Origin of the sequence: Nostoc sp. KVJ3 (assembly GCF_026127265.1) — a bacterium.
Classification (GTDB): domain Bacteria; phylum Cyanobacteriota; class Cyanobacteriia; order Cyanobacteriales; family Nostocaceae; genus Nostoc.
This window is the reverse complement of the sequence record NZ_WWFG01000002.1, coordinates 105,888-126,027: the sequence shown is the minus strand read 5'-3', so window position 1 is coordinate 126,027 and position 20,140 is coordinate 105,888. Positions and strand designations below refer to the sequence as shown.

General features: G+C 43.7%; 19 protein-coding genes and 2 pseudogenes. 9 read left to right on the top strand and 12 right to left on the bottom strand.

The genetic code is table 11. The features are described from left to right. Positions 1-54: 54 nt before the first annotated feature. Positions 55-363 (bottom strand): DUF3067 family protein, encoded by a 309-nt coding sequence (locus GTQ43_RS16830; RefSeq protein ID WP_265273891.1) that lies wholly within the window; start codon positions 361-363, stop codon positions 55-57. Between the two features lie 228 nt (positions 364-591). On the opposite strand from GTQ43_RS16830, the gene petC reads away from it, so the two are divergent. The 5 genes from petC to GTQ43_RS16805 all read left to right on the top strand — a co-directional run bounded on the left by petC (position 592) and on the right by GTQ43_RS16805 (position 3,726). Next, positions 592-1,131, top strand: coding sequence for a cytochrome b6-f complex iron-sulfur subunit (petC, locus tag GTQ43_RS16825; protein WP_265273889.1), 540 nt, complete (start codon positions 592-594; stop codon positions 1,129-1,131). A gap of 106 nt (positions 1,132-1,237) precedes the next feature. Continuing rightward, the gene (gene petA, locus GTQ43_RS16820; RefSeq protein WP_265273888.1) at positions 1,238-2,239 is read left to right on the top strand and encodes a cytochrome f; all 1,002 of its coding nucleotides are present in this window, start codon (positions 1,238-1,240) and stop codon (positions 2,237-2,239) included. Positions 2,240-2,414: 175 nt separating this feature from the next. Next, positions 2,415-2,753, top strand: coding sequence for a DUF6717 family protein (locus tag GTQ43_RS16815; RefSeq protein WP_265273887.1), 339 nt, complete (start codon positions 2,415-2,417; stop codon positions 2,751-2,753). A 35-nt stretch (positions 2,754-2,788) separates the two neighbouring features. Beyond that, the gene (locus GTQ43_RS16810; protein ID WP_265273886.1) at positions 2,789-2,914 is read left to right on the top strand and encodes a hypothetical protein; all 126 of its coding nucleotides are present in this window, start codon (positions 2,789-2,791) and stop codon (positions 2,912-2,914) included. 125 nt (positions 2,915-3,039) lie between these two features. Continuing rightward, positions 3,040-3,726 (top strand): Uma2 family endonuclease, encoded by a 687-nt coding sequence (locus GTQ43_RS16805; protein WP_265273885.1) that lies wholly within the window; start codon positions 3,040-3,042, stop codon positions 3,724-3,726. Between the two features lie 82 nt (positions 3,727-3,808). Here the strand turns inward: GTQ43_RS16805 and GTQ43_RS16800 are convergent, their stop codons facing one another. From GTQ43_RS16800 to grpE, 11 genes and pseudogenes are all read right to left on the bottom strand, one after another. Continuing rightward, positions 3,809-4,006: a DUF6887 family protein gene (locus GTQ43_RS16800; protein ID WP_069070282.1), complete on the bottom strand. Its 198-nt coding sequence runs from the start codon at positions 4,004-4,006 to the stop codon at positions 3,809-3,811. Next, positions 3,990-4,181, bottom strand: coding sequence for a DUF6888 family protein (locus GTQ43_RS16795; RefSeq protein ID WP_414859148.1), 192 nt, complete (start codon positions 4,179-4,181; stop codon positions 3,990-3,992). Before GTQ43_RS16795 ends, GTQ43_RS16800 begins: the two co-directional genes overlap by 17 nt. 73 nt (positions 4,182-4,254) lie before the next feature. Next, positions 4,255-5,844 (bottom strand): glycoside hydrolase family 57 protein, encoded by a 1,590-nt coding sequence (locus tag GTQ43_RS16790; protein ID WP_265273884.1) that lies wholly within the window; start codon positions 5,842-5,844, stop codon positions 4,255-4,257. Positions 5,845-6,416: 572 nt separating this feature from the next. Further along, positions 6,417-6,585 (bottom strand): annotated as a pseudogene (locus GTQ43_RS16785) (ribosome small subunit-dependent GTPase); the annotation flags it as partial. 31 nt (positions 6,586-6,616) lie between these two features. Next, complete coding sequence (locus GTQ43_RS16780; protein WP_265273883.1) at positions 6,617-7,186, bottom strand: Uma2 family endonuclease; 570 nt, start codon at positions 7,184-7,186, stop codon at positions 6,617-6,619. A 43-nt stretch (positions 7,187-7,229) separates the two neighbouring features. Continuing rightward, positions 7,230-7,969: pseudogene (locus GTQ43_RS16775) on the bottom strand (Uma2 family endonuclease). A gap of 167 nt (positions 7,970-8,136) precedes the next feature. Further along, a complete protein-coding gene (gene rsgA / locus GTQ43_RS16770; protein ID WP_265273882.1) occupies positions 8,137-9,237 on the bottom strand; it encodes a small ribosomal subunit biogenesis GTPase RsgA in 1,101 nt (366 codons plus the stop codon). Beyond that, positions 9,234-9,491 carry a sulfurtransferase TusA family protein gene (locus tag GTQ43_RS16765; protein WP_265273881.1) on the bottom strand — a complete coding sequence of 86 codons (258 nt, stop codon included), beginning with the start codon at positions 9,489-9,491 and terminating at the stop codon, positions 9,234-9,236. The genes rsgA and GTQ43_RS16765 overlap by 4 nt, the downstream gene beginning before the upstream one ends. After that, the gene (dnaJ, locus tag GTQ43_RS16760; protein ID WP_265273879.1) at positions 9,491-10,621 is read right to left on the bottom strand and encodes a molecular chaperone DnaJ; all 1,131 of its coding nucleotides are present in this window, start codon (positions 10,619-10,621) and stop codon (positions 9,491-9,493) included. The genes GTQ43_RS16765 and dnaJ overlap by 1 nt, the downstream gene beginning before the upstream one ends. Before the next feature lie 837 nt (positions 10,622-11,458). Further along, on the bottom strand, positions 11,459-13,417 hold the full coding sequence (gene dnaK / locus GTQ43_RS16755) for a molecular chaperone DnaK (protein WP_265273878.1): 1,959 nt from the start codon (positions 13,415-13,417) through the stop codon (positions 11,459-11,461). A gap of 226 nt (positions 13,418-13,643) precedes the next feature. After that, positions 13,644-14,393, bottom strand: coding sequence for a nucleotide exchange factor GrpE (gene grpE, locus GTQ43_RS16750; protein WP_265276474.1), 750 nt, complete (start codon positions 14,391-14,393; stop codon positions 13,644-13,646). A 368-nt stretch (positions 14,394-14,761) separates the two neighbouring features. On the opposite strand from grpE, the gene GTQ43_RS16745 reads away from it, so the two are divergent. The 4 genes from GTQ43_RS16745 (at position 14,762) to GTQ43_RS16730 (ending at position 20,018) form a co-directional block, all read left to right on the top strand. Then, positions 14,762-16,768, top strand: coding sequence for a GspE/PulE family protein (locus GTQ43_RS16745; RefSeq protein WP_265273877.1), 2,007 nt, complete (start codon positions 14,762-14,764; stop codon positions 16,766-16,768). Between the two features lie 73 nt (positions 16,769-16,841). After that, a complete protein-coding gene (locus tag GTQ43_RS16740; RefSeq protein ID WP_265273875.1) occupies positions 16,842-17,969 on the top strand; it encodes a type IV pilus twitching motility protein PilT in 1,128 nt (375 codons plus the stop codon). A 138-nt stretch (positions 17,970-18,107) separates the two neighbouring features. Beyond that, a complete protein-coding gene (locus tag GTQ43_RS16735) occupies positions 18,108-19,331 on the top strand; it encodes a type II secretion system F family protein (protein ID WP_265273873.1) in 1,224 nt (407 codons plus the stop codon). A 129-nt stretch (positions 19,332-19,460) separates the two neighbouring features. Continuing rightward, on the top strand, positions 19,461-20,018 hold the full coding sequence (locus GTQ43_RS16730) for a hypothetical protein (protein ID WP_265273872.1): 558 nt from the start codon (positions 19,461-19,463) through the stop codon (positions 20,016-20,018). Positions 20,019-20,140 lie beyond the last annotated feature (122 nt).

Here is a 20,140-nt window from a genome sequence, read left to right as displayed (position 1 = left end):
GATAAAAAATACTGTGAATACTTAGAAATTTATAAATGTTAATACAATAATCGGTCACAATATCCATTCCGAAGAACGTTCACCCAAGTCTAGAGGAATGCTAACAGCTTTACCGAGGCGGGGGCGATCGCGTGTTTGGGTAATGAATGTTTGTACCTGTGTTGACCCACCCAAGGCATGAAGATAATTAGCAACGCTGTCAAGATGCTCTTGGTACTCCGCCTCACTCAAGGGAAAAGAAGCTTGCTCGACGTATTTCCACATTACTTGCAAAAATATCTTTCCCTGTGCCCGCCGGAACTGGACATCATAAGAATATCCCCACTTATCAAGCAACATCTGACGTAATTCCTGTCCTGTCATAGCTTTTCTCAATCAGATTTTACATTTAGTTATGATGTTAAGTTCCGTGACTCCAGTATGATAAGGATATAAAGAAATGTAATGCTAACAGAAAAGATGCTTGATATATCTTGGAACAAAGAAGTATGGCATCCTTGCGAGCGCTAGCATTTCGACTTAGACAAGAGTTCCTCAAGTACAGTACTTTTGTCAAAATGCTTAACAAAATACACAAAGAGCGCGTAGATTATGGCTCAATTTTCTGAATCAGCAGACGTGCCCGATATGGGTCGTCGTCAGTTCATGAATCTGCTCACTTTTGGGACTGTCACTGGAGTAGCTCTGGGTGCATTGTATCCCGTTGTCAACTACTTTATTCCACCTGCTGCTGGTGGTGCCGGTGGCGGTGTAACGGCAAAAGACGAGTTAGGTAACGATGTTAGCGTTGCAAAATTTCTAGAAAACCGAAATACAGGCGATCGCAACCTAGTCCAAGGACTTAAGGGAGATCCTACCTATATTGTGGTAGATAGCAAAGAGGCGATCAAAGATTATGGCATTAACGCCATTTGCACCCACTTAGGTTGTGTCGTCCCCTGGAACATTGCTGAGAACAAATTTAAATGTCCTTGTCATGGTTCCCAGTATGACGAAACTGGTAAGGTTGTTCGGGGGCCAGCACCTCTGTCTTTGGCTTTAGCCCATACCAATGTCAGCGACGACAAAATCGTTTTGACCCCTTGGACAGAAACCGACTTCCGTACAGGTGATGCACCTTGGTGGAGTTAATAATTTTGTCCTTAGTTCTTAGTCATTCGTCCTTTGTTCAGGGCTTAATGACTAATGACTAATGACCAATGACTAATGACAAATTCAATCGTTGCCCTTATTAGAGATGAGAAATGTTTTCCGAACAGCGAGGTTAACTCGCAGTGCTAGAGCGATCGTCAAAACATTGCTCATAGCGATCGCCACCGTGACATTTTACTTCACCAGCGATCTAGCCCTTCCCCAATCAGCTGCCGCCTATCCATTTTGGGCACAGCAAACCTATCCCGAAACCCCCCGCGAACCAACTGGGCGGATTGTTTGTGCCAACTGTCACCTAGCAGCCAAGGTTACAGAAGTGGAAGTTCCGCAATCGGTGCTACCTGACACTGTATTCAAAGCTATAGTGAAAATCCCTTACGATCTTAGCGCCCAGCAAGTTGGTGCTGATGGTTCCAAGGTTGGCTTGAACGTCGGTGCTGTACTGATGCTACCTGAAGGCTTTAAGATTGCTCCTGAAGACCGGATTTCCGAGGAACTTAAAGAAGAAATTGGTGACACTGCCTTCCAACCCTACAGCGAAGACAAAGAAAATGTCGTCATCGTCGGCCCTTTACCTGGTGAACAGTATCAGGAAATCATCTTCCCAGTTCTTTCTCCCAACCCCGCAACCGACAAAAACATCCACTTCGGTAAATATTCAGTTCACGTAGGTGGTAATCGGGGACGCGGACAAGTTTATCCTACTGGCGAAAAGAGCAACAACGCTGTTTACAACGCTTCCGCTACTGGCACAATTACTAAGATTGCCAAAGAGGAAGATGGAGATGGTAACGTCAAATATCTAGTAAACATTCAACCTGAATCTGGTGATGTTGTTGTTGATACAGTTCCTTTAGGGCCAGACCTGATTGTTTCCGAAGGGCAAGCAGTTAAGACTGGTGATGCTTTGACCAACAACCCAAATGTCGGTGGATTCGGTCAAATAGATACAGAAATCGTACTGCAAGATTCTTCTAGAGTCAAATGGATGATTGCGTTCACCGCTCTTGTAATGTTAGCTCAAGTTATGCTCGTGCTGAAGAAGAAGCAGGTTGAGAAAGTTCAAGCTGCTGAGATGAATTTCTAAATTCTTTGCTAAATCATTATTTGTAGGACAGGCATCTTGCCTGTCTTTTTTAACTTTAGTTACACGAAATTTAGAAATTTGGGACTTATACAAATTGCTGTACACCTACCAACGTATTTATATCATTATTAAAATGAAACGCTATTAACTGCTAGTAAACTTTATGAACTCAATCATGGTTATTCATCCCTATAAGTTCGGCGAGATGTGGGTGTTTGACGATGGAAATGTAGGTCTAGTTAGAGAACCTTTCGTGGCAGGGGCAGACGAAATTATCGAAAGAATGGTGGCACAGATTCCAGATGCAGAGTCAGGGTTCAGTTTGGTATTTTCTGCATCTCCCTTTCCTGGCTATCAGATCAAGTTTGACTGGCGGCGTGAAGAATATGGAGGTAACTGGTATTACAGCGCAGATTTAGATCGGGAAGGATGGCTTTGCCCTGCTCTATTTAAGTATTTTGATGAGGCTCCCAAAGAGTTTTACGCTCAGTTTAAAGCAAAAATAAACCAATAATGTTGATGAAGCTGATGAAGATGAGGGCATTAATTATGATGAATCTTTTCCTCGACTTTTTAATTAACGATGCTATGCAAAACCCTTTTGAACTAATTCCTTATACTCAAGAAATGAGCGATGAAATGGATGATTTACTAGCTGATGTAGTTATAGATTAATGTCTACGACGGGCTACGCTTACCCAATCTAGAATTTTTGGTGATTTCTCAACCTCCCAGTCATGGCGATCGCATTTTGAGCGATATTATTGAATCTAGCCCTAGTTGAGTTGAGGTATCCGACCATGACAGCCTCAGTAGAGTATATCCCCATTACCACGATTGAGTACCCAGATGAGGACGGTAAGCCGATGGCTGAAGGAGATATCCAGTGCAGTTACTTGACTTATGCAAGAAATGCGCTACGGATTTATTTTCAAAATCACCAAGATGTATACGTTGCTGGTAATTTATTTATTTACTACGAAAAAGGTTATCCAGAATCAGTCGTAGCCCCAGATGTATTTGTAGTATTTGGAGTCGAAAACCGTGACAGACGCTCTTACAAAACCTGGGAAGAAAATAATCAAACCCCAGATTTTGTTCTAGAGATTACCTCAAAAAGCACCCGCAGCAAAGACCAAGGCGCAAAGAAAGGAATTTACGCCTTTTTGGGAGTGCGTGAATATTTCCAATATGATCCCACAGGCGATTATCTCAATCCCCAACTCCAGGGTTTACACTTGGTCGATGGGAATTATTTCCCAGTAGCAGCCAATACCCTGCCAGATGGTACAGTGTCGCTACCCAGTGAAGTCTTAGGACTAGAGTTACGCCTGGAAGCAGGAAAACTGCGTTTTTACAATCCAGCTACGAGTCAAATACTCTTAACCCATGAAGAGGAAGCAACTGCACGACAAGCCGCAGAAGAGAAAGCGCAAAGATTAGCTGCTAAACTTCGAGAATTAAATATCGATCCAGATAGCCTTTAGCTAAATTCAGCAGTGTTAATAAAATAATCGGGTGAGTATGATTTACCCACCCTAATTATGCTTACTGGATTAGACAATAATCTCAAAGTTCTCCATTAATCTTGCGCCTGATGATTTCCATCTGGGCTTGCATATCAGCTTCTGTCACAGGCATAGGATAGCCTTTAGAATTAGGGTCACGTTTGCTCATCAAAAAACGTAGAGCTTCAATGTCTTCGCGGTTTTCGACGACATAAGCTCTCAACTCCGTAAAACTCATTTGCTCATAATTCTGGTTCATTGACAAAATCCCAGATTCCATTACTTAGTACAATAACTTGGAGTTCATCTCCAGCTAGGATGTAAACTTGCCCTGTTTTATCGTCAAATCGAAATAAACGGATGTCTTTGTAAAGATTTGACAGCATTTGACAAACCCTTACACAGGGTAAGGCTTGGTCTGTTGTTGGTAAAATAAACGAATGCTCCTTACTACTAATATAGGGTGAGCAATGCCCACCCTACTGCTGTTGATTATTTTTTGTGAGACTATAACGGACGGTAGACGCGATAGTTGATTTCGGGGAAGATATTATCCATTAACTCGACTTTTTCCAACCAACCACTGTCAACTTTGCCGACTTTCACATCTTCGTAGAGCTTATTGAACCGCATCAGGTGCGATCGCGTCCGTCTAATTGCGTATGGTACCATTGTTCCCGTCCGCATAATAAATGCCCAGTCAGAAGATTGTGCTAATAGCAGTTCCCGCGCTGCTTGGTTGAGGGCTTTCCACTGCAATTCATCCTCTGGTTCCAAATGCGAGATTTCAATCATCCGTTCCGCAGCTTTGTGCAAATGCGGATAAATCCACGCATTTGTTTCGTTCAACCAATATTCGTGGAAACCCTTGAAACCCCAACTCGACTGTGAAGGACGACAGACTTGTTGTGTTGGCTGATCTCGCAAATAGTCTGCTAAATGGGTCATTTGATATGTTTTTTGGTCATACCACGACTTGCGGAATAGGTAATCGATGAACCAAGGGCCTTCATACCACCAATGTCCAAATAACTCTGCGTCATAAGGCGAAACGATAATTGGCGGGCGCTGCATTATACCATAGAGATGCTCAGATTGCCGCTCTCGGTTATACATAAAGTTGTCAGCGTGTTCTGCGGCTTTTTCTCTAGCCCAATAAGGATCGTAAAGTGCCTTATCTGATAGACCTAAGCCACGTCCTGTAATTTTGTGATACTTAATGCCCGTGTTTTTCCGTTGGCCATTGGGCATGATGTAGGGCTTGATGTACTCATATTCTGCTTCCCAGCCCAAATCTTTGTAAAATTCTCGATATTCTGCCGCCCCAGGATAGCCCACCTCAGAAGACCATACCTGTTGGGACGATTCATGATCTCGACCAAAGACAGCAACACCAGTTTCTGTATAAATTGGGGCATAAGTGCCAAAGCGCGGACGAGGACGGGCATAAAGGATGCCATGCCCATCTGTGAGGAAGTAGCGTAACCCAGCATCGGCTAGCATCCGATCTAAGCCTTCATAGTAGGCACATTCTGGCAACCAAATGCCTCTGGGTGCTTGTCCAAAGTTTTGCTCGTAATGCTCGCAAGCTACCTGAATTTGCGCCCACACCGCTTCTGGATACATTTTCATCAACGGTAAATAGCCGTGAGTAGCGCCGCAAGTGATGATTTCCAGGTTGTTACTGTCTTGGAACTTCTTAAAAGCTGTCACCAAGTCGCCGTTATAGCTTTCCCATAGCTGACGCGCTTCGCTAAACTCAGTAGCGTAATGTTCCGCTAAATAACGAAGATGTCCGTTATTGACATTATGTTCTGCTTCTAGTTGTATAAGTTGTTCTAGTTGGGCTAAGTGTGCTTCATAGCGTTCTTGCAGCAAAGGATCGCGGAGCATTGACACGAGAGGAGGTGTCATGCTCATCGTGATTTTAAAGTCGATACCGTCTCGCTTTAAGCCTTCAAATACTTTCAATAATGGAATGTAAGTTTCGGTAATGGCTTCATAGAGCCATTCTTCCTCCAGCACGTAGTCACTTTCCGGGTGACGAACGAAGGGCAGATGTGCATGGAGTACAAGCGCGACGTAGCCGATAGACATAGTGATTTTGGGGTGATACTTGTAAGTTGAAGGTTGAGAGGTTTGGCTGAAATTAACAATATTTTAAGACTTTATGGGGATCGTAAGAATAGTTTTCAATTGAGTTCAATACAGTGCTTGTGAGAATACAACGTTGTTGTGCCTCCACCGCCTTTTATTGTTAACTAGTTGTAAAACTTGCCTATTTCTTTATTGTATAATCCTGTATTGAAAATATTTACTCAGTTTCAATACCTTGTGTTCATAAGCATTTTGCCAATTTTTCCGCTAATGCACTGTCAATAATTCAAGGTGTACTACCCTACTGCATAACAAACTCTATTTCTACTTAAAATTTATATTTATTCATATAAATTGAATTTTTATTACCGACTTACTTAACTCTGGGTTTGCTTCTTCTTCTGGCAATATTCTGGGTTAAAAAAACGTAATTCCTAAGACAAGATAGTTTTTCTGTTTGTATCTATGCTGCTATGGCGACAAACCTCCACATAGAAGTGCGACAGCGTTAGCGAGAAGGGGAGACACCAAGAGCGAACGAGCGTCACAGCCCGTCTTAGACATCGCACTCCTTATTCCTCATCCCGATATAACTCTTGCAAGTCTTGTAACTGAGTCTTACGATAAATTCGGCGATATTTTTTACTTTCTAACTTGAGTTCGTATTGACTCTGCCCTTTGCTTTTGCTTTATGGTAAATTCTGGATCGGCTTGTTGGTACAGCTGAGTTTGAAGAGTGATGACTAGGTTGGGCTGTTCGGTGTCGCCAAAATTATCCAAAAAAACGCCCAACTGGAACGCCAAAACTTGGTAAAAGTGGTGATATGATTTCGTCATCAGCCAGCAACGTTGCTATCAGTTTTAATTGGGCAGTTTCTCTGCGATAAACTTCTAGCTGCTGTAATTGCCAATTTGCAATCCAATATTCTTGCACTCCTGTGGATGAGTATAGTTTCAGCTTGGCTTCTCTGTCTCGACGTTCATTAGTTGTCCCAGCAGAAAGTACTTCCACAATGAGTTCTGGCGCTCCTCTCAAATGCCCTTCCTCATCTAGCAATTGTGCTAAACGCTCACTACTAATCCAAACTACATCAGGTATGACATTATCAGTATCTGTAAAAATTATACCGGGAGCTTGACGCGTTTCCCCCAGTCCACTAGAGCGAGACCAAATTTGTAATTCTAAGCATATATTACCCGCAGTCCCTTGATGTTTCCAGTGAGGCGCTCTAGTCACAAATAGTTCTGCGTCAATAATTTCATAGCGCTTCCATTCGTCAGTTTGGAGTAATTCTAAGTCTGAGGTTGTCCAACGAACTCGATCGGATATTGTTTGGTTCATAGTACTATTTTCCCATGCCTAGTTTAGAGATAAAATTCTATTTTCAGAATATTTGCTCAGGGTCAATACCTGCGGCTCGCAAGCGTTCTGCCAATATTGCAGCCCGTTGACGTTCTTGTTCTAGTTGTTGGTTTGCTTGCTGTAACTCTTGATTTACTTGCTGCAACTGTTGGTTTGATTCTTCCTCTGGCAACATCACCAGCTGTCTATCTGGTGTAAAAAAGCGTAATTTACCGTCCTCAACTCCCAAATACAGCCCTAATTGCTGACTCCACAACCAACCCGACTCAGTGGGAGCAAGTTCTTGATATTGCCCATCAACTATGTGAAATCCCTGTAACTCTAAGTTATTTGGATCAAACAAAAAGTAATCTGGAGTGCGAAATGTATTCTGATATATTTGTTTTTTCAAACCTTTATCAACCGAGGCAGTGGAATCAGATAACATCTCAATAATCACATTGGGATATTTGCCGTCTTCTTGCCACACAACCCAGCTTTTGCGGTCTTTTTTTTCTGTGTCTAAAACTACAAAAAAATCAGGGCCTCGAAATTCTTCCGACTTTTTCTGATTGGGACTGAAATAGATAGTCAGGTTGCCGGTAGCATAAAAATCCTGGCGATCGCGCCACCACCATTTAATCAGGCGGATAAGTAAATCGATTTGTTCGCGGTGTAAATCAGATTCCAAGGGGGTTCGTCACTATAGATATCGCCTGGTGGGAAAATTATACTATTAGTGACATCTTGTAAACTAGGGGTAGCGGCTAGAGGCTGAGACATACAAGATAGTTTTTCTATTTGTATCCATGCTATCGTGACAAACCTTTATATAGAAGTGCGACACCGATAGCGTTCGCGAGTGCGTCTCGTAGAGAAGCGTTAGCGAGTCCGCGTACCCTTACAGGGAAGCAAGCTACGCTTTTAGCCTCTCGTAGAGATCGCACTCCTTATTCCTCATCCCGATATAATTCTTGCAAGTCTTGTAACTGAGTCTTGCGGGAAATTCGGCGATATTTTTTACTTTCTAACTTGGGTTCGTATTGACTTTGACCTTTGCCTTTACTTTTGCTTTTTAACTTCATGCTAGATTCAGGATCGGCTTGTTGGTGTAGCTGAGTTTGATGAGCGATCGCAGCATCCAAAAATTCTAAATAATGTTCGTATCGTTCCCAATCTCCCCGTACCACACATTCAGGTTCATCTCGATGCAGACAATCACTAAACCGACAGCTAGCAACTGCTAACCGCTTTCTTGCTTCTGGGAAATAATGAATTAATTCTTCTGGTATACAATCCATATCCGGTTGATTAAAGCCGGGGGTGTCTGCCAGTAAACCACCTTCAGGTAACTCAAATAATTCTATATGCCGAGTGGTATGACGACCACGAGCTAGTTTACCAGAAACTTCTCCGACTCGCAGCTTGGCAGAATCAATTAATGTATTAATTAGACTAGATTTACCCACACCGGAAGGCCCAGCAATTACAGTAATTTTATTGCTTAAATATCTACCTGCTTGGTCGGTATTTATGCCATCTTTGACGCTAATAAATATTGGTTGATAGCCCCAACCAAGGAGGCGATCGCTTACTTTTTTCTGTTCTTGCTCTGAAATTAAATCACTTTTATTCAAACATAAAAGCACATCCAAGCCAGTAGACTCAGCTTTAATTAAAAACCGACTCAGTTGATAAGGTTCTAAGGGTGGATCGGCAACGGCAAATACCAAGAGAATTTGGTTGACATTAGCGATCGCTGGACGATCTAACTCGCTGTGACGAGGTAAGACATCAGCGATCGCTCCCCGTCCCCCAGCCCAATCTGGTTCTTCAACCACAACGCGATCGCCTACCATCACCTGTTGTCCGATTTTTTTCAGCCGAGTTCGGCGAGTACAGAGGAGGAGAGGGGGATAAGGAAGATGAGAATATTGATCCCCCATCTCCCTCATCTCCCCCTGTTTTTGATCCAGCTGTACTCGGTAAAAATTAGCCTGTACAGCGACCACCGTACCCAATAACTGTCCAGTTGCGGCAAAATCTGTCATTGGCTAGCAACTGGACGGCGCACTAACAGAGAAAAATAACTGGTGCAGTCTATAATTTCTTCAACCTGATAACCTGCCATTGTCAGACTATCAGGAACCTGCTCAATCGGCTCACCAGGGTCTAGCCAGACTTCTAGCAAACCTCCCAATGGCATTTTTTCCAGACGTAGTTTTGTCCGCACAAAATTAATCGGGCAAGGGGTGCCACGTAAATCAAGTTGAGCATCAGGAGTTAAAAGAGAAGAGGGCATCATTACTTAAATAAATTTCCCAAAAATCCTCCTAGACCGCCTTCACCAGTACGATCTCCCTTAATTTTAGCCAGCTTCTCCAAAAGTTCCCTCTCCTCTGGGGTGACTTTGTTGGGAATATCAATTAATACGTTCAGCATGTGATCCCCACGACTGACAGGATTACCCAACCGAGGTACACCGCGATTTTCCAACTTCATCACCGTATTAGGCTGGGTTCCAGATGGGATAATCAGTTCCACCGGCCCATCTACCGTATTTACTTCTAACCGACAACCTAAAATCGCTTGCAGGTAGCTAACTTTGATTTCTGAAAGGATATTAATGCCATCACGTTGGAATTCGTCATCCTCATTTACGAACAAATAAACGTATAAATCCCCAGGAGGCCCACTACGTTGACCAGCATCTCCTTCACTAGAAATTCGTAGGCGTGTGCCATTATCCACCCCAGCCGGAATGGTAATTTTGAGTTTCTTGGTGACTTGATTTGCACCCTTCCCATCACACGCATCACACTTATCTTCAATTACCATCCCTGTCCCATTACAGGTGGGACAAGTCGAGACTTGGGTGAAACTGCCAAAGGGTGTTCTCGTGACACGACGGACTTGACCCGATCCGCTACAAGTCGAACAAGTCCGGGGGCGGGTTCCAGGTTTAGCACCAGAACCGCTACAGACTTCACAATTTTCTAAATGGGAAATCCGAATTTCTTTTTCACCGCCAAATACCGCTTCCCGAAAGTCTAACTTCAGGTCTAGCCGCAGGTCATCACCTCTTGCAGGCCCACTGCGCCGTCTTTGTTGCGTGGGACTACCCATACCGCCAGCGAAGCCACTAAAAATGCTTTCAAAGATATCGGCAAATCCACCCATATCGCCCACATCTTGGAAGCCCGCGCCAGCAGCACCTGAGACACCCTCTGGCCCGAAGCGATCGTAACGAGCGCGGGTTTCTGGTTCTGAGAGTACTTCATAAGCGCGGTTAATTTCTTTAAAGCGATCCTCCGCCCCCGGTTCTTTGTTCACATCTGGGTGATACTTCCGGGCTAAACGGCGATAGGCTTGTTTGATTTCTTCTTTGTCGGTGTCACGAGAGACACCCAGGATTTCATAATAGTCGCGGGCCATATAGCAAAGGTAAAAGTTAGAAGGAAGAAAGCGGAATGCAGTAGAATATCACGGTCACTTGCTACCCTAGGGAAAAGCGTTTTGCCTACAGATATGGAAGAAGCAACACAGTATCCTTTAGAGGGTGGCTTGCCGGAGAGTAGGCAGAAGATAAAATTAATTTTTGTTAATAACTGATTTTACCCTTTACCTTTTACAAAAATCACCGACAAATTTTCAGCAACAGATGCTTTCCTCGTGGGAGACGACAAAAGCTATAGAAGTTAGCAGCAGGGGGAAGCCTCTGCTCAGACTTCTCACTGCCGAGTCCTCTGTCTCTTTTACAATTGTGCTACTTAGGAGAGGAAAACCCCGCCCATCAACTAGAGGGGCTAGCCGCACCATTAGGTGTGGAAAACCACCCCTATGCACTGGAAGTGCATCTGAACTGGCTTACTAGCCCACAGTAATTTGCTTCTACAATCTAGCAAACCGCTAGGGTCTTGTGAAACTTCACTAAAATTTATAATGAATAACTTAGATATATTAAAGTGTCTTAATAAAAATCTGCAACTTAGGAATTGGGAATGGGGCATTGGGTATGGGAGCAATGCTCTAACAGTGAGATGGGTAAGCTCTTGAGGCAGGGGAGGCAGGGGAAGAGAAAGAAATAAGTGTAGAAGCAATCTGTAACGGTCGTAAAAAATACGCTTATTTGCCTCTTTACTCCCCCTGCTCCCCCTGCTCCCCCTGCTCCCCCTGCTCCCCCTGCTCCCCCTGCCTATTTCACGAGGATCTCACTTTTTCGCGTTGCTCCCTTGGGTATTCTCTCCTGCCCTCTGCCCCGTTCCCCATACCCTAATCTATGGCCTCATAATCAACCTGTGCGGTACTTTCTTCGTCAAAATCAAAGTTAAATTGTGGTATTAATGTGCCATTCATTGGTGAGTCTACCTCTGGGGTAAAGAGACTAGCTGAATCCTTCTCAATTTCATCACTTTGGCTGTTAGCTCGATTGTAGACATCAGCACCGATTGCAAAAAGGGTTTGTTGGAAGTCATCTAAGCGCTGCTTAAATTCTACTGTGGAGATGCTGGAGTCAATCATTGCAGCTTGAAGTTGTGAAACTTTTTCACTGGCTAAGGTTTTCATCTGCTCGCCGATAAAGTTGCCATTATCCTTGATGGTGGATTCGTAACTGAATAACAGATTATCTGCTTGGTTTCTGAGTTCAACCAGTTCTTTGCGTCTTCTATCTTCTTCGGAAAACAGTTCGGCTTCTTGGCGCATCCGTTCGACTTCGTTAGTACTCAAGCCACCTGTATTGGTAATTCTGATACTCTGTTCTCTACCTGTGCCTTTGTCTTGGGCAGAAACCTTCAGGATGCCGTTGACATCGATTTCAAAGGATACTTCAATTTGCGGCACACCACGGGGCGATGGCGGAATTCCTGCTAGCAGAAACTTGCCGAGACTTTTGTTATCTCGTGACATTGCTCGTTCACCTTGGAGAATATGAATTTCTACCGAGGTTTGTCCATCAACTGCTGTGGAAAAAATTTGTGACTTACTGGTAGGAATTGTGGTGTTGCGTTCAATAATTTTGGTGAACACTTCACCCAAGGTTTCGATTCCCAAGGACAAAGGGGTGATATCCAATAGTAAGAGATTATCGACTTCGCCACCCAACACACCTGCTTGGATCGCTGCTCCCAATGCTACTGCTTCGTCAGGATTGATAGAGCGATCGGGAGCTTTGCCGTTGAAAAACTTAATCAGCGCATTTTGAACTGCGGGGATACGGGTAGAACCACCTACTAAAATAATCCGATCTATGGCTGCTGGTTTGAGATCCGCATCTTTGAGTGCTTGGATCATCGGTTCGATGGTAGCTTCAATTAATTGTCCTGCAAGCTCTTCAAATTTAGAGCGGCCCAGTTCCATCTCCAGATGCTTTGGCCCGGTGTCGTCAGCCGTGATAAAGGGCAAATTGATGGAGGTATTCACCATGCTGGAGAGTTCAATTTTTGCCTTTTCTGCTGCTTCCCGTAGGCGTTGCAGTGCCATCTTATCTTTAGAAAGGTCAATTTTCTCTTGTTCTTGGAAGCGTTCCATCAGCCAAAGCACGATCGCATTATCAAAGTCGTCTCCACCCAAGTGGTTGTTACCACAAGTTGCCTTAACTTCAAAAACGCCATCCCCAAGTTGCAGGATCGATACGTCGAAAGTACCGCCTCCTAAGTCGAAGACTAATATTAGTTGCTCTTGGTCTTGTTTATCTAATCCAAAAGCTAAAGCCGCAGATGTTGGTTCATTGATGATTCGCAGAACTTCTAATCCGGCAATTGTGCCAGCATCTTTAGTGGCTTGTCTTTGAGCATCTGTAAAATATGCAGGTACGGTGATCACTGCTTGCGTGACTTCCTCACCCAAGAAGTTTTCCGCATCCTGCTTCAGCTTTTGTAGGATCATCGCGGATAGTTCTTGTGGCGTATAATTTTTTGAGCGAATTTGCACATCAACGGTATCATCTCGACCTTTAATGCAGTTGTAGGGGACGCGATCGCGTTCTACTTCAGTGTCTTCCCAACGCCGCCCGATGAATCGTTTAATACTATAAATTGTGTTTTCGGCATTGGTTACGGCTTGGCGCTTTGCCAATTGACCAACCAAGCGATCGCCACTCTTGCCAAATCCCACAATACTTGGAGTAGTTCGTCCGCCTTCAGAATTGGAGATCACCAGTGGTTGACCGCCCTCCAAAACTGCGACGCAACTGTTAGTAGTGCCTAAGTCAATCCCAATAACTTTTCCCATATTCGCCAGTATTTTTACTGAGTCTTTCTGCTGTAATATGTCGCGGAATAACTTTTTTACTAAGAACCAAGGCTAGCGGATAACATCTGTGTAACCCCTGTTGCTAGTAGCAAAAGAGAAGTTGAAACACAGAAAATTATCCAAAGCCTTGTCCTTGTCTAGGTACGCGATGCTCGTCCTTGCTAGAACCCAGGCACTTTTGGTCAGTGAGACGAGCGACTACAGCTTAACTGAAGGCTTGACTCGACTGATCTTCCTCCGTAGAAGGTGTATCTTCCTTTGGAGCAGCTACTTTGACCATTGCATGGCGCAACACGCGATCGCCCAAGTAATATCCGCGCACTAACTCTTCTAACACTGTTCCTTCAGGATGTTCATCCGTAGGTTCCCGCATTACTGCTTCATGGAGGTTAGGATCGAATTCTTGACCTTCAGGACGCATTGGTGATACACCCAAACGCTTGAGGCTATCTACTAATTGTTTGTAAACGCCTTGGTAGCTTTTGTGCATGGTCATTTCGCCGTCCGATTGTGGTTTGAGGTGCGATCGCGCCCGCTCAAAGTTATCGACCACTGGCAGCAATTCCAGAATCGTGTTCCGCTTCATCAGCGTCTCTAGCTCTTCTTTTTCTTTACTAGTGCGTTTACGGTAATTCTCAAAATCAGCGGCAATCCGCATATATTGAGTACTACGTTCTTCTAGTTGCGTTTTGAGGGACTCGATTTGTTGTGTCAGTTCTGCCAAAGCTGCCCTTTCCACTTCAGTTTTCTCAGTTGCAGCGACGCTATTTTCTGGATTGATAGTAGCCGTATCCCCCGATACATTTGTTTGGGCTGCCACTTGTTCTGTCACCTCGCTGCCAGATTCATTGAAATTAATTTGGCCTGGGAAGTCACTCTTCATTGCTTGCTTTACCTCTGTTGGTTCACCCAATTGCTGGCTTGTATTGTTTATCTGTTTATTTTCATCCATTATTGTCTACTCATTCCAAATGCTATTGATGGCAGTGGATCTCCATAGTTTGCAACCGTCGTCATCCACGATTTGCAACTAAGGCTGATTTTGTTGCCGACAAGTTTCTGGAACTGATGTAACCATTTTCTTATTGTGACAAATGGTGAACACGTTAGCCCAGACACCATTAAGGCGGGAACCCGAACGAGTAATTTGCAATATTATCGCTGAATGTGACTCGCCCCTCATCTTATTTGAAAATATTTTGAATTTTTAATTTTTAATTCGGAGCAAAGCGACGTGACTCAGGACTTTTTGGAGAAATGAGAATTCTATCTCACAGTAGGGGAATACTTTAAGCAGAGGTTCCCCTACTCATTCGCTCATTTATGACTTACTCGTCACCACAACGGCGCAGTACCGCTCTAACTACCAGAACAGAGTTTTCGCCCTTTGGCAACAAGCTAGTGCAATCTGGCTATGTCAATACCGAACAGATGAGACAGGCACTAATTGAAAGCCGCAAATCTGGCCGACCCTTAACGGAAGTACTAGAGTCAATTACTGGACAACAACTATCACCTGAGTTGCTCAGGCAATACAAAAAACAGCAGCTATTTGAACTTAAAATACTATACGGAGTTGAATTCCTCGATCCGGAAGTCAACTCCGTTGGCAACACAATGATGGGGAACCTGATTGAAACCCTCATTCCAGTGGATATCTGCCGTCGCCATCGTTTAGTACCGCTGTCAAAAAACGAAGATCAAACCCCCCCTTCAGTTTTAGTGGCAATGGTCGCTCCAGATAATCTTGAGGCTTCCGATGACCTAAACCGCATCTTGCGTCCTCAAGGCTTGGTGTTACAACGCATGGTGATTACACAGGAAGACTACCAGCAGCTAATCAACCAATATCTGGATGAAATGGCTGTTCGGCAAAAGCACCTGGATCAAGCAAAGTTTACAGATATTAATCAGGATTTAGAAAACCTCGGAAATCTCGATATTTCTGATGCTCCTGAAGAAATGGAGGCCGATTTAGGGGCAGCGATGAAGGGTGCAGAGGATGCCCCAGTTATCAACCTAGTCAACAGAATCTTGGCTAAAGCCTTGCATGAAGGTGTTTCTGATATTCATATCGAACCGCAAGAAGAAAACTTACGCATTCGCTTTCGCAAAGATGGCGTACTGAAGGAAGCTTTCGATCCCCTACCGAAAAAAATTATCCCGGCAGTGACAGCCCGATTTAAAATCATCTCCAATCTAGACATTGCGGAACGCCGTCTACCCCAAGATGGACGTATCCGGCGGATGTTTGAGGGACGTAAGGTGGATTTCCGGGTGAATACCTTACCCAGCCGCTACGGGGAAAAGGTGGTGCTGCGGATTTTGGATAACTCTTCCACCCAACTGGGATTGAATAAGTTAATTACCGATCCAGAGACTTTACGTATTGTCCAGGATATGGTTAGCCGTCCCTTTGGTCTAATTTTGGTAACTGGGCCAACTGGTTCTGGGAAAACAACCTCGCTGTATTCTGCACTCTCAGAAAAGAACGATCCCGGAATTAATATCAGTACTGTAGAAGACCCAATTGAGTACAGTCTTCCAGGGATTACTCAAGTACAAGTAATTCGAGAAAAAGGGCTGGATTTTGCTACGGCTCTGCGGGCTTTCTTGCGACAAGATCCAGATGTGCTACTGGTGGGTGAAACGCGGGATAAGGAAACGGCAAAAACCGCAATTGAGGCTGCCTTGACCGGTCACTTAGTATTAACTACCTTACATACCAATGATGCCCCAGGTGCGATCGCTCGTTTGGGAGAAATGGGCATTGAGCCTTTCATGGTTTCTAGTTCCCTAATTGGCGTTCTAGCTCAACGTTTGGTGCGGCGGGTATGTTCTGAGTGTCGGATTCCCTACACTCCTACAACCGAGGAACTGGCTCGTTATGGTCTATCAGCTTCCTCAGATGTGGGAGTCACTTTCTATAAAGCTAACACTTTGACATTAGAAGCGATCGCAGATGCCAAAACCAAAAATCAGCTTTGCCCAAAATGTAATGGCGGCGGCTACAAAGGGCGTTGTGGTGTTTATGAAGTCATGCGAGTCACCGAAAACCTGCAAACTCTCATCAACGAAGATGCACCCACGGAACGCATCAAGGAAGTGGCAATAGAAGAGGGGATGAAAACCTTGCTGGCTTACAGTTTGGACTTAGTGCGCGAAGGTTCCACCACTCTAGAAGAAGTAGAACGAGTGACGTTTACCGATACTGGTTTGGAAGCAGAGTTAAAAGCCAAACGCAAGACTGGTCTTACCTGCCGGAGTTGTCAGGCCACATTGAAACAAGAATGGTTGGATTGTCCCTACTGTATGACATCTCGGTTTTAAGACTGGGCATTGGTCATTAGTTGATGGTTAGTAACATTTAAACAAATAACAAATATTACAAGGAAGCAAAACTATGGAAATGATGATTGAAGACTTGATGGAGCAGTTGATTGAACTGGGTGGCTCGGATATGCATTTATCCGCAGGTTTGCCTCCCTATTTCCGCATCAGTGGCAAACTCACCCCCATAGGTGAGCATATATTGACAGCCGATCAATGTCAAAGGCTGATTTTTAGTATGCTCAACAACACCCAACGTAAAACCTTAGAACAAAACTGGGAATTGGATTGTTCTTATGGTGTTAAGGGTTTGGCACGCTTTCGGGTCAATGTCTATAAAGAACGTGGTTCTTATGCTGCTTGCTTACGGGCATTAAGTTCTAAGATTCCTAACTTTGAAAAATTAGGTCTGCCAGATATCGTGCGGGAAATGACAGATAAGCCCAGAGGACTGATTCTGGTGACAGGCCCTACAGGTTCCGGGAAGACAACTACCCTAGCGGCGATGATTGACTTGATTAACCGCACCAAGGCAGAGCATATTTTAACGGTGGAAGACCCAATTGAATTTGTCTATGAACCAATTAAAAGTTTGGTTCACCAACGACAACTGGGTGAAGATACTAAGAGTTTTGCTAATGCCTTGAAAGCAGCTTTACGGGAAGATCCAGATATTGTTCTGGTAGGAGAAATGCGCGATTTGGAAACGATTTCTTTGGCGATTTCCGCAGCAGAAACAGGACACTTGGTATTTGGTACGCTACATACCAGTTCCGCCGCCCAGACAGTTGACCGGATTATTGACGTTTTCCCCCATGAAAGACAAACCCAGGTGCGGGTGCAGTTGTCTAACTCATTAGTGGCGGTATTTAGCCAAACCTTGGTGTCCAAGAAAAGCCCTAAACCTGGTGAATATGGTCGGGTGATGGCTCAAGAAATTCTGATTGTGACTCCCGCTATTTCCAACTTGATTAGAGAAGGCAAAACAGCTCAAATTTACTCAGCCATCCAAACTGGTGGCAAATTGGGGATGCAAACTCTGGAGAAGGTTTTAGCTGATTTTTACAAAGCAGGAACGATTTCCTTTGAAGCGGCGATGTCTAAAACTTCTAAGCCAGATGAAATTCAACGTCTTATCGGTACTTCTGTACCACCCCAGGCAGCAGGTGCAAAACCCGGTGCGGCTGCCAAAGCGCATTAAAGTAACTGGGAAGGGGGGATGAGGGAGACAAGGGAGCAGAGGGAGTAGGGGAAGCAGGGGGAGAAAGAATAAAGAACTAATGCCCAATGCCCCATTCCCAATGCCCAATGCCCAACGACAACAACTATTTTGAAATTTATGCCAAACTATGTTGCCCGTGTTCGGGATTCTCAAGGAAAATCCCGAACAGAAAAAATTGTTGCTGAATCCTTGGTACAAGCTCGGACTAATCTCAGAGAGCAAGGTTTAGTAATCCAAGAACTCAAACAATCTCAAGGATTTCAGCCAGATGTTGCCTTCAAAAAATTCCAGAATTCCTTAATTAAGGTTTCTGTGAAAGACAAAGCCGTTTTTTCGCGTCAATTTGCCGTTTTGATGAATGCAGGTGTTGCGATCGTTAGAAGTTTGGGGGTACTTTCTGAACAGTGTAGTAATACTAAACTCAAACAAGCTCTAGTTGAAATTAGCAATGACGTTCAAAGTGGAATGAACCTGTCAGAGGCAATGAGAAAGCATCCTGACTGCTTTGATGGGTTATATGTAAGTATGATTCAAGCCGGTGAAGTTGGTGGTGTTCTAGATGAAGTATTAAATCGTTTAGCTAAGTTGTTAGAAGATGTTGCTCGTCTACAAAACCAAATTAAATCAGCATTATCTTATCCAACTGTTGTGGGTTTTATTGCAGTTGCGATCTTTTTGGGAATGACCATTTTTCTTATTCCCATTTTTGCCACGATTTTTGTCCAAATTGGAATCTCATTACCACCACTAACACAATTCTTGATGGATGCTAGTAAATTTTTGAGAAGTCCAGGTGCTTTCGTACTTCTAGGTATTCTTATAGCATTGAAATTTGCCTATGGACAATATGCTAAAACTCCTGTTGGTCGCATCACAATTGATCGTCTTTCCCTGAAGATGCCGTTATTTGGTGACTTGATTCAAAAATCTTCGGTTGCCCGTTTTAGCCGGACTTTTGGTTCTTTGACTCGTTCAGGCGTACCAATTTTAACTTGCTTAGAAATTGTCCGAGATACATCAGGAAACCAAGTAATTGCTAATGCCATAGATGCAGCCCGCATGGAGATTCAACAGGGAGGTATGATTAGCATTGCTTTACAAAAGGATGCCGTTTTTCCGGCTATGGCAATTCAGATGATTAGTATCGGAGAAGAAACTGGAGAATTAGATGGAATGTTGATGAAAGTTGCCGATTTCTATGAAGATGAAGTTGAGCAAGCAGTAAAAGCAATGACCAGCATTTTGGAACCAGTGATGATTGTAGTTCTAGGGGGGATGGTTGGAACCATCTTACTAGCAATGTATTTGCCTATGTTTGCGGTCTTTGAAAAGCTGGGATAGGGGATTAATAGTTAGGAGTTATAAGTTAGGAGTTAGGAGTTAAAACTTTTTATTCCTAAACTCTTAATTCTTAACTTATTAATTTTATTCTTAACTTATAATTCCTAACTCCTCACTATTTAATAAACTATGATTGTGCAAAAATCTCACTACGAAGCGAGTTTGGCAGAGTACAGCAATCATCTAGCTGCGATCGCCTTACTAAAACAACACCGCCCATACTTAGAGATGATTCCCAGTCTGCGCCGTCCAGATGAAAGTGTCATCACTATTCCTTTGCCAATTGTCCGTCTTCGCAATACAGCAACAACCCCACAAACCATTTGCCTACCCTGTGATGTGGCAATTTTGATGTGCGATCCTGAGTGGAAGATCAAAACTGGAGCCGAAATTTTAGTCTTTATTCATCGCGCTCATGAAGACTTTTCTGATTTGTTAGGACGTTGGCGACAAACCCAAGTTTTTCTGGACAATGATTATGAGTGGTTGATGCCTCTGCGCCACAGTCATATTTTGAGTGAGGGAGCGAATATTATATATCCTTTGTTTGTTGTTTTTAGTGATACTTTAGAACGCATCCAACGAGGACTTGTAGGAGCCGAACTTCCATTTATTATTCAAACACCAGATTTGCTGCTTGAGGAGAATTTTACAGACATTTTCTCTCCAGAAATTCCACCAGCTTAGAAAAAGTCAGGAGTTAAGAGTTTTAAACTGCAAGTTCTGAACAAAGCCAGAGATTTTTAAGTCTAAAGTTTACTTTTTTAACTCCTAACTCTTGTAAAGACGCGATTAATCGCGTCTCTCCT

Bases quoted from the DNA above. Each gene is read 5' to 3' on its own strand.
- GTQ43_RS16780 (WP_265273883.1), bottom strand. From the start codon at position 7,186: ATGAACCAAACAATATCCGATCGAGTTCGTTGGACAACCTCAGACTTA.
- GTQ43_RS16765 (WP_265273881.1), bottom strand. From the start codon at position 9,491: ATGATGCCCTCTTCTCTTTTAACTCCTGATGCTCAACTTGATTTACGT.
- GTQ43_RS16735 (WP_265273873.1), top strand. From the start codon at position 18,108: ATGCCAAACTATGTTGCCCGTGTTCGGGATTCTCAAGGAAAATCCCGA.
- GTQ43_RS16790 (WP_265273884.1), bottom strand. From the start codon at position 5,844: ATGTCTATCGGCTACGTCGCGCTTGTACTCCATGCACATCTGCCCTTC.
- GTQ43_RS16745 (WP_265273877.1), top strand. From the start codon at position 14,762: ATGACTTACTCGTCACCACAACGGCGCAGTACCGCTCTAACTACCAGA.
- petC (WP_265273889.1), top strand. From the start codon at position 592: ATGGCTCAATTTTCTGAATCAGCAGACGTGCCCGATATGGGTCGTCGT.
- rsgA (WP_265273882.1), bottom strand. From the start codon at position 9,237: ATGACAGATTTTGCCGCAACTGGACAGTTATTGGGTACGGTGGTCGCT.
- petA (WP_265273888.1), top strand. From the start codon at position 1,238: ATGAGAAATGTTTTCCGAACAGCGAGGTTAACTCGCAGTGCTAGAGCG.
- GTQ43_RS16830 (WP_265273891.1), bottom strand. From the start codon at position 363: ATGACAGGACAGGAATTACGTCAGATGTTGCTTGATAAGTGGGGATAT.
- GTQ43_RS16730 (WP_265273872.1), top strand. From the start codon at position 19,461: ATGATTGTGCAAAAATCTCACTACGAAGCGAGTTTGGCAGAGTACAGC.
- dnaJ (WP_265273879.1), bottom strand. From the start codon at position 10,621: ATGGCCCGCGACTATTATGAAATCCTGGGTGTCTCTCGTGACACCGAC.
- dnaK (WP_265273878.1), bottom strand. From the start codon at position 13,417: ATGGGAAAAGTTATTGGGATTGACTTAGGCACTACTAACAGTTGCGTC.
- GTQ43_RS16815 (WP_265273887.1), top strand. From the start codon at position 2,415: ATGGTTATTCATCCCTATAAGTTCGGCGAGATGTGGGTGTTTGACGAT.
- GTQ43_RS16800 (WP_069070282.1), bottom strand. From the start codon at position 4,006: ATGAACCAGAATTATGAGCAAATGAGTTTTACGGAGTTGAGAGCTTAT.
- GTQ43_RS16810 (WP_265273886.1), top strand. From the start codon at position 2,789: ATGATGAATCTTTTCCTCGACTTTTTAATTAACGATGCTATGCAAAAC.
- GTQ43_RS16740 (WP_265273875.1), top strand. From the start codon at position 16,842: ATGGAAATGATGATTGAAGACTTGATGGAGCAGTTGATTGAACTGGGT.
- GTQ43_RS16805 (WP_265273885.1), top strand. From the start codon at position 3,040: ATGACAGCCTCAGTAGAGTATATCCCCATTACCACGATTGAGTACCCA.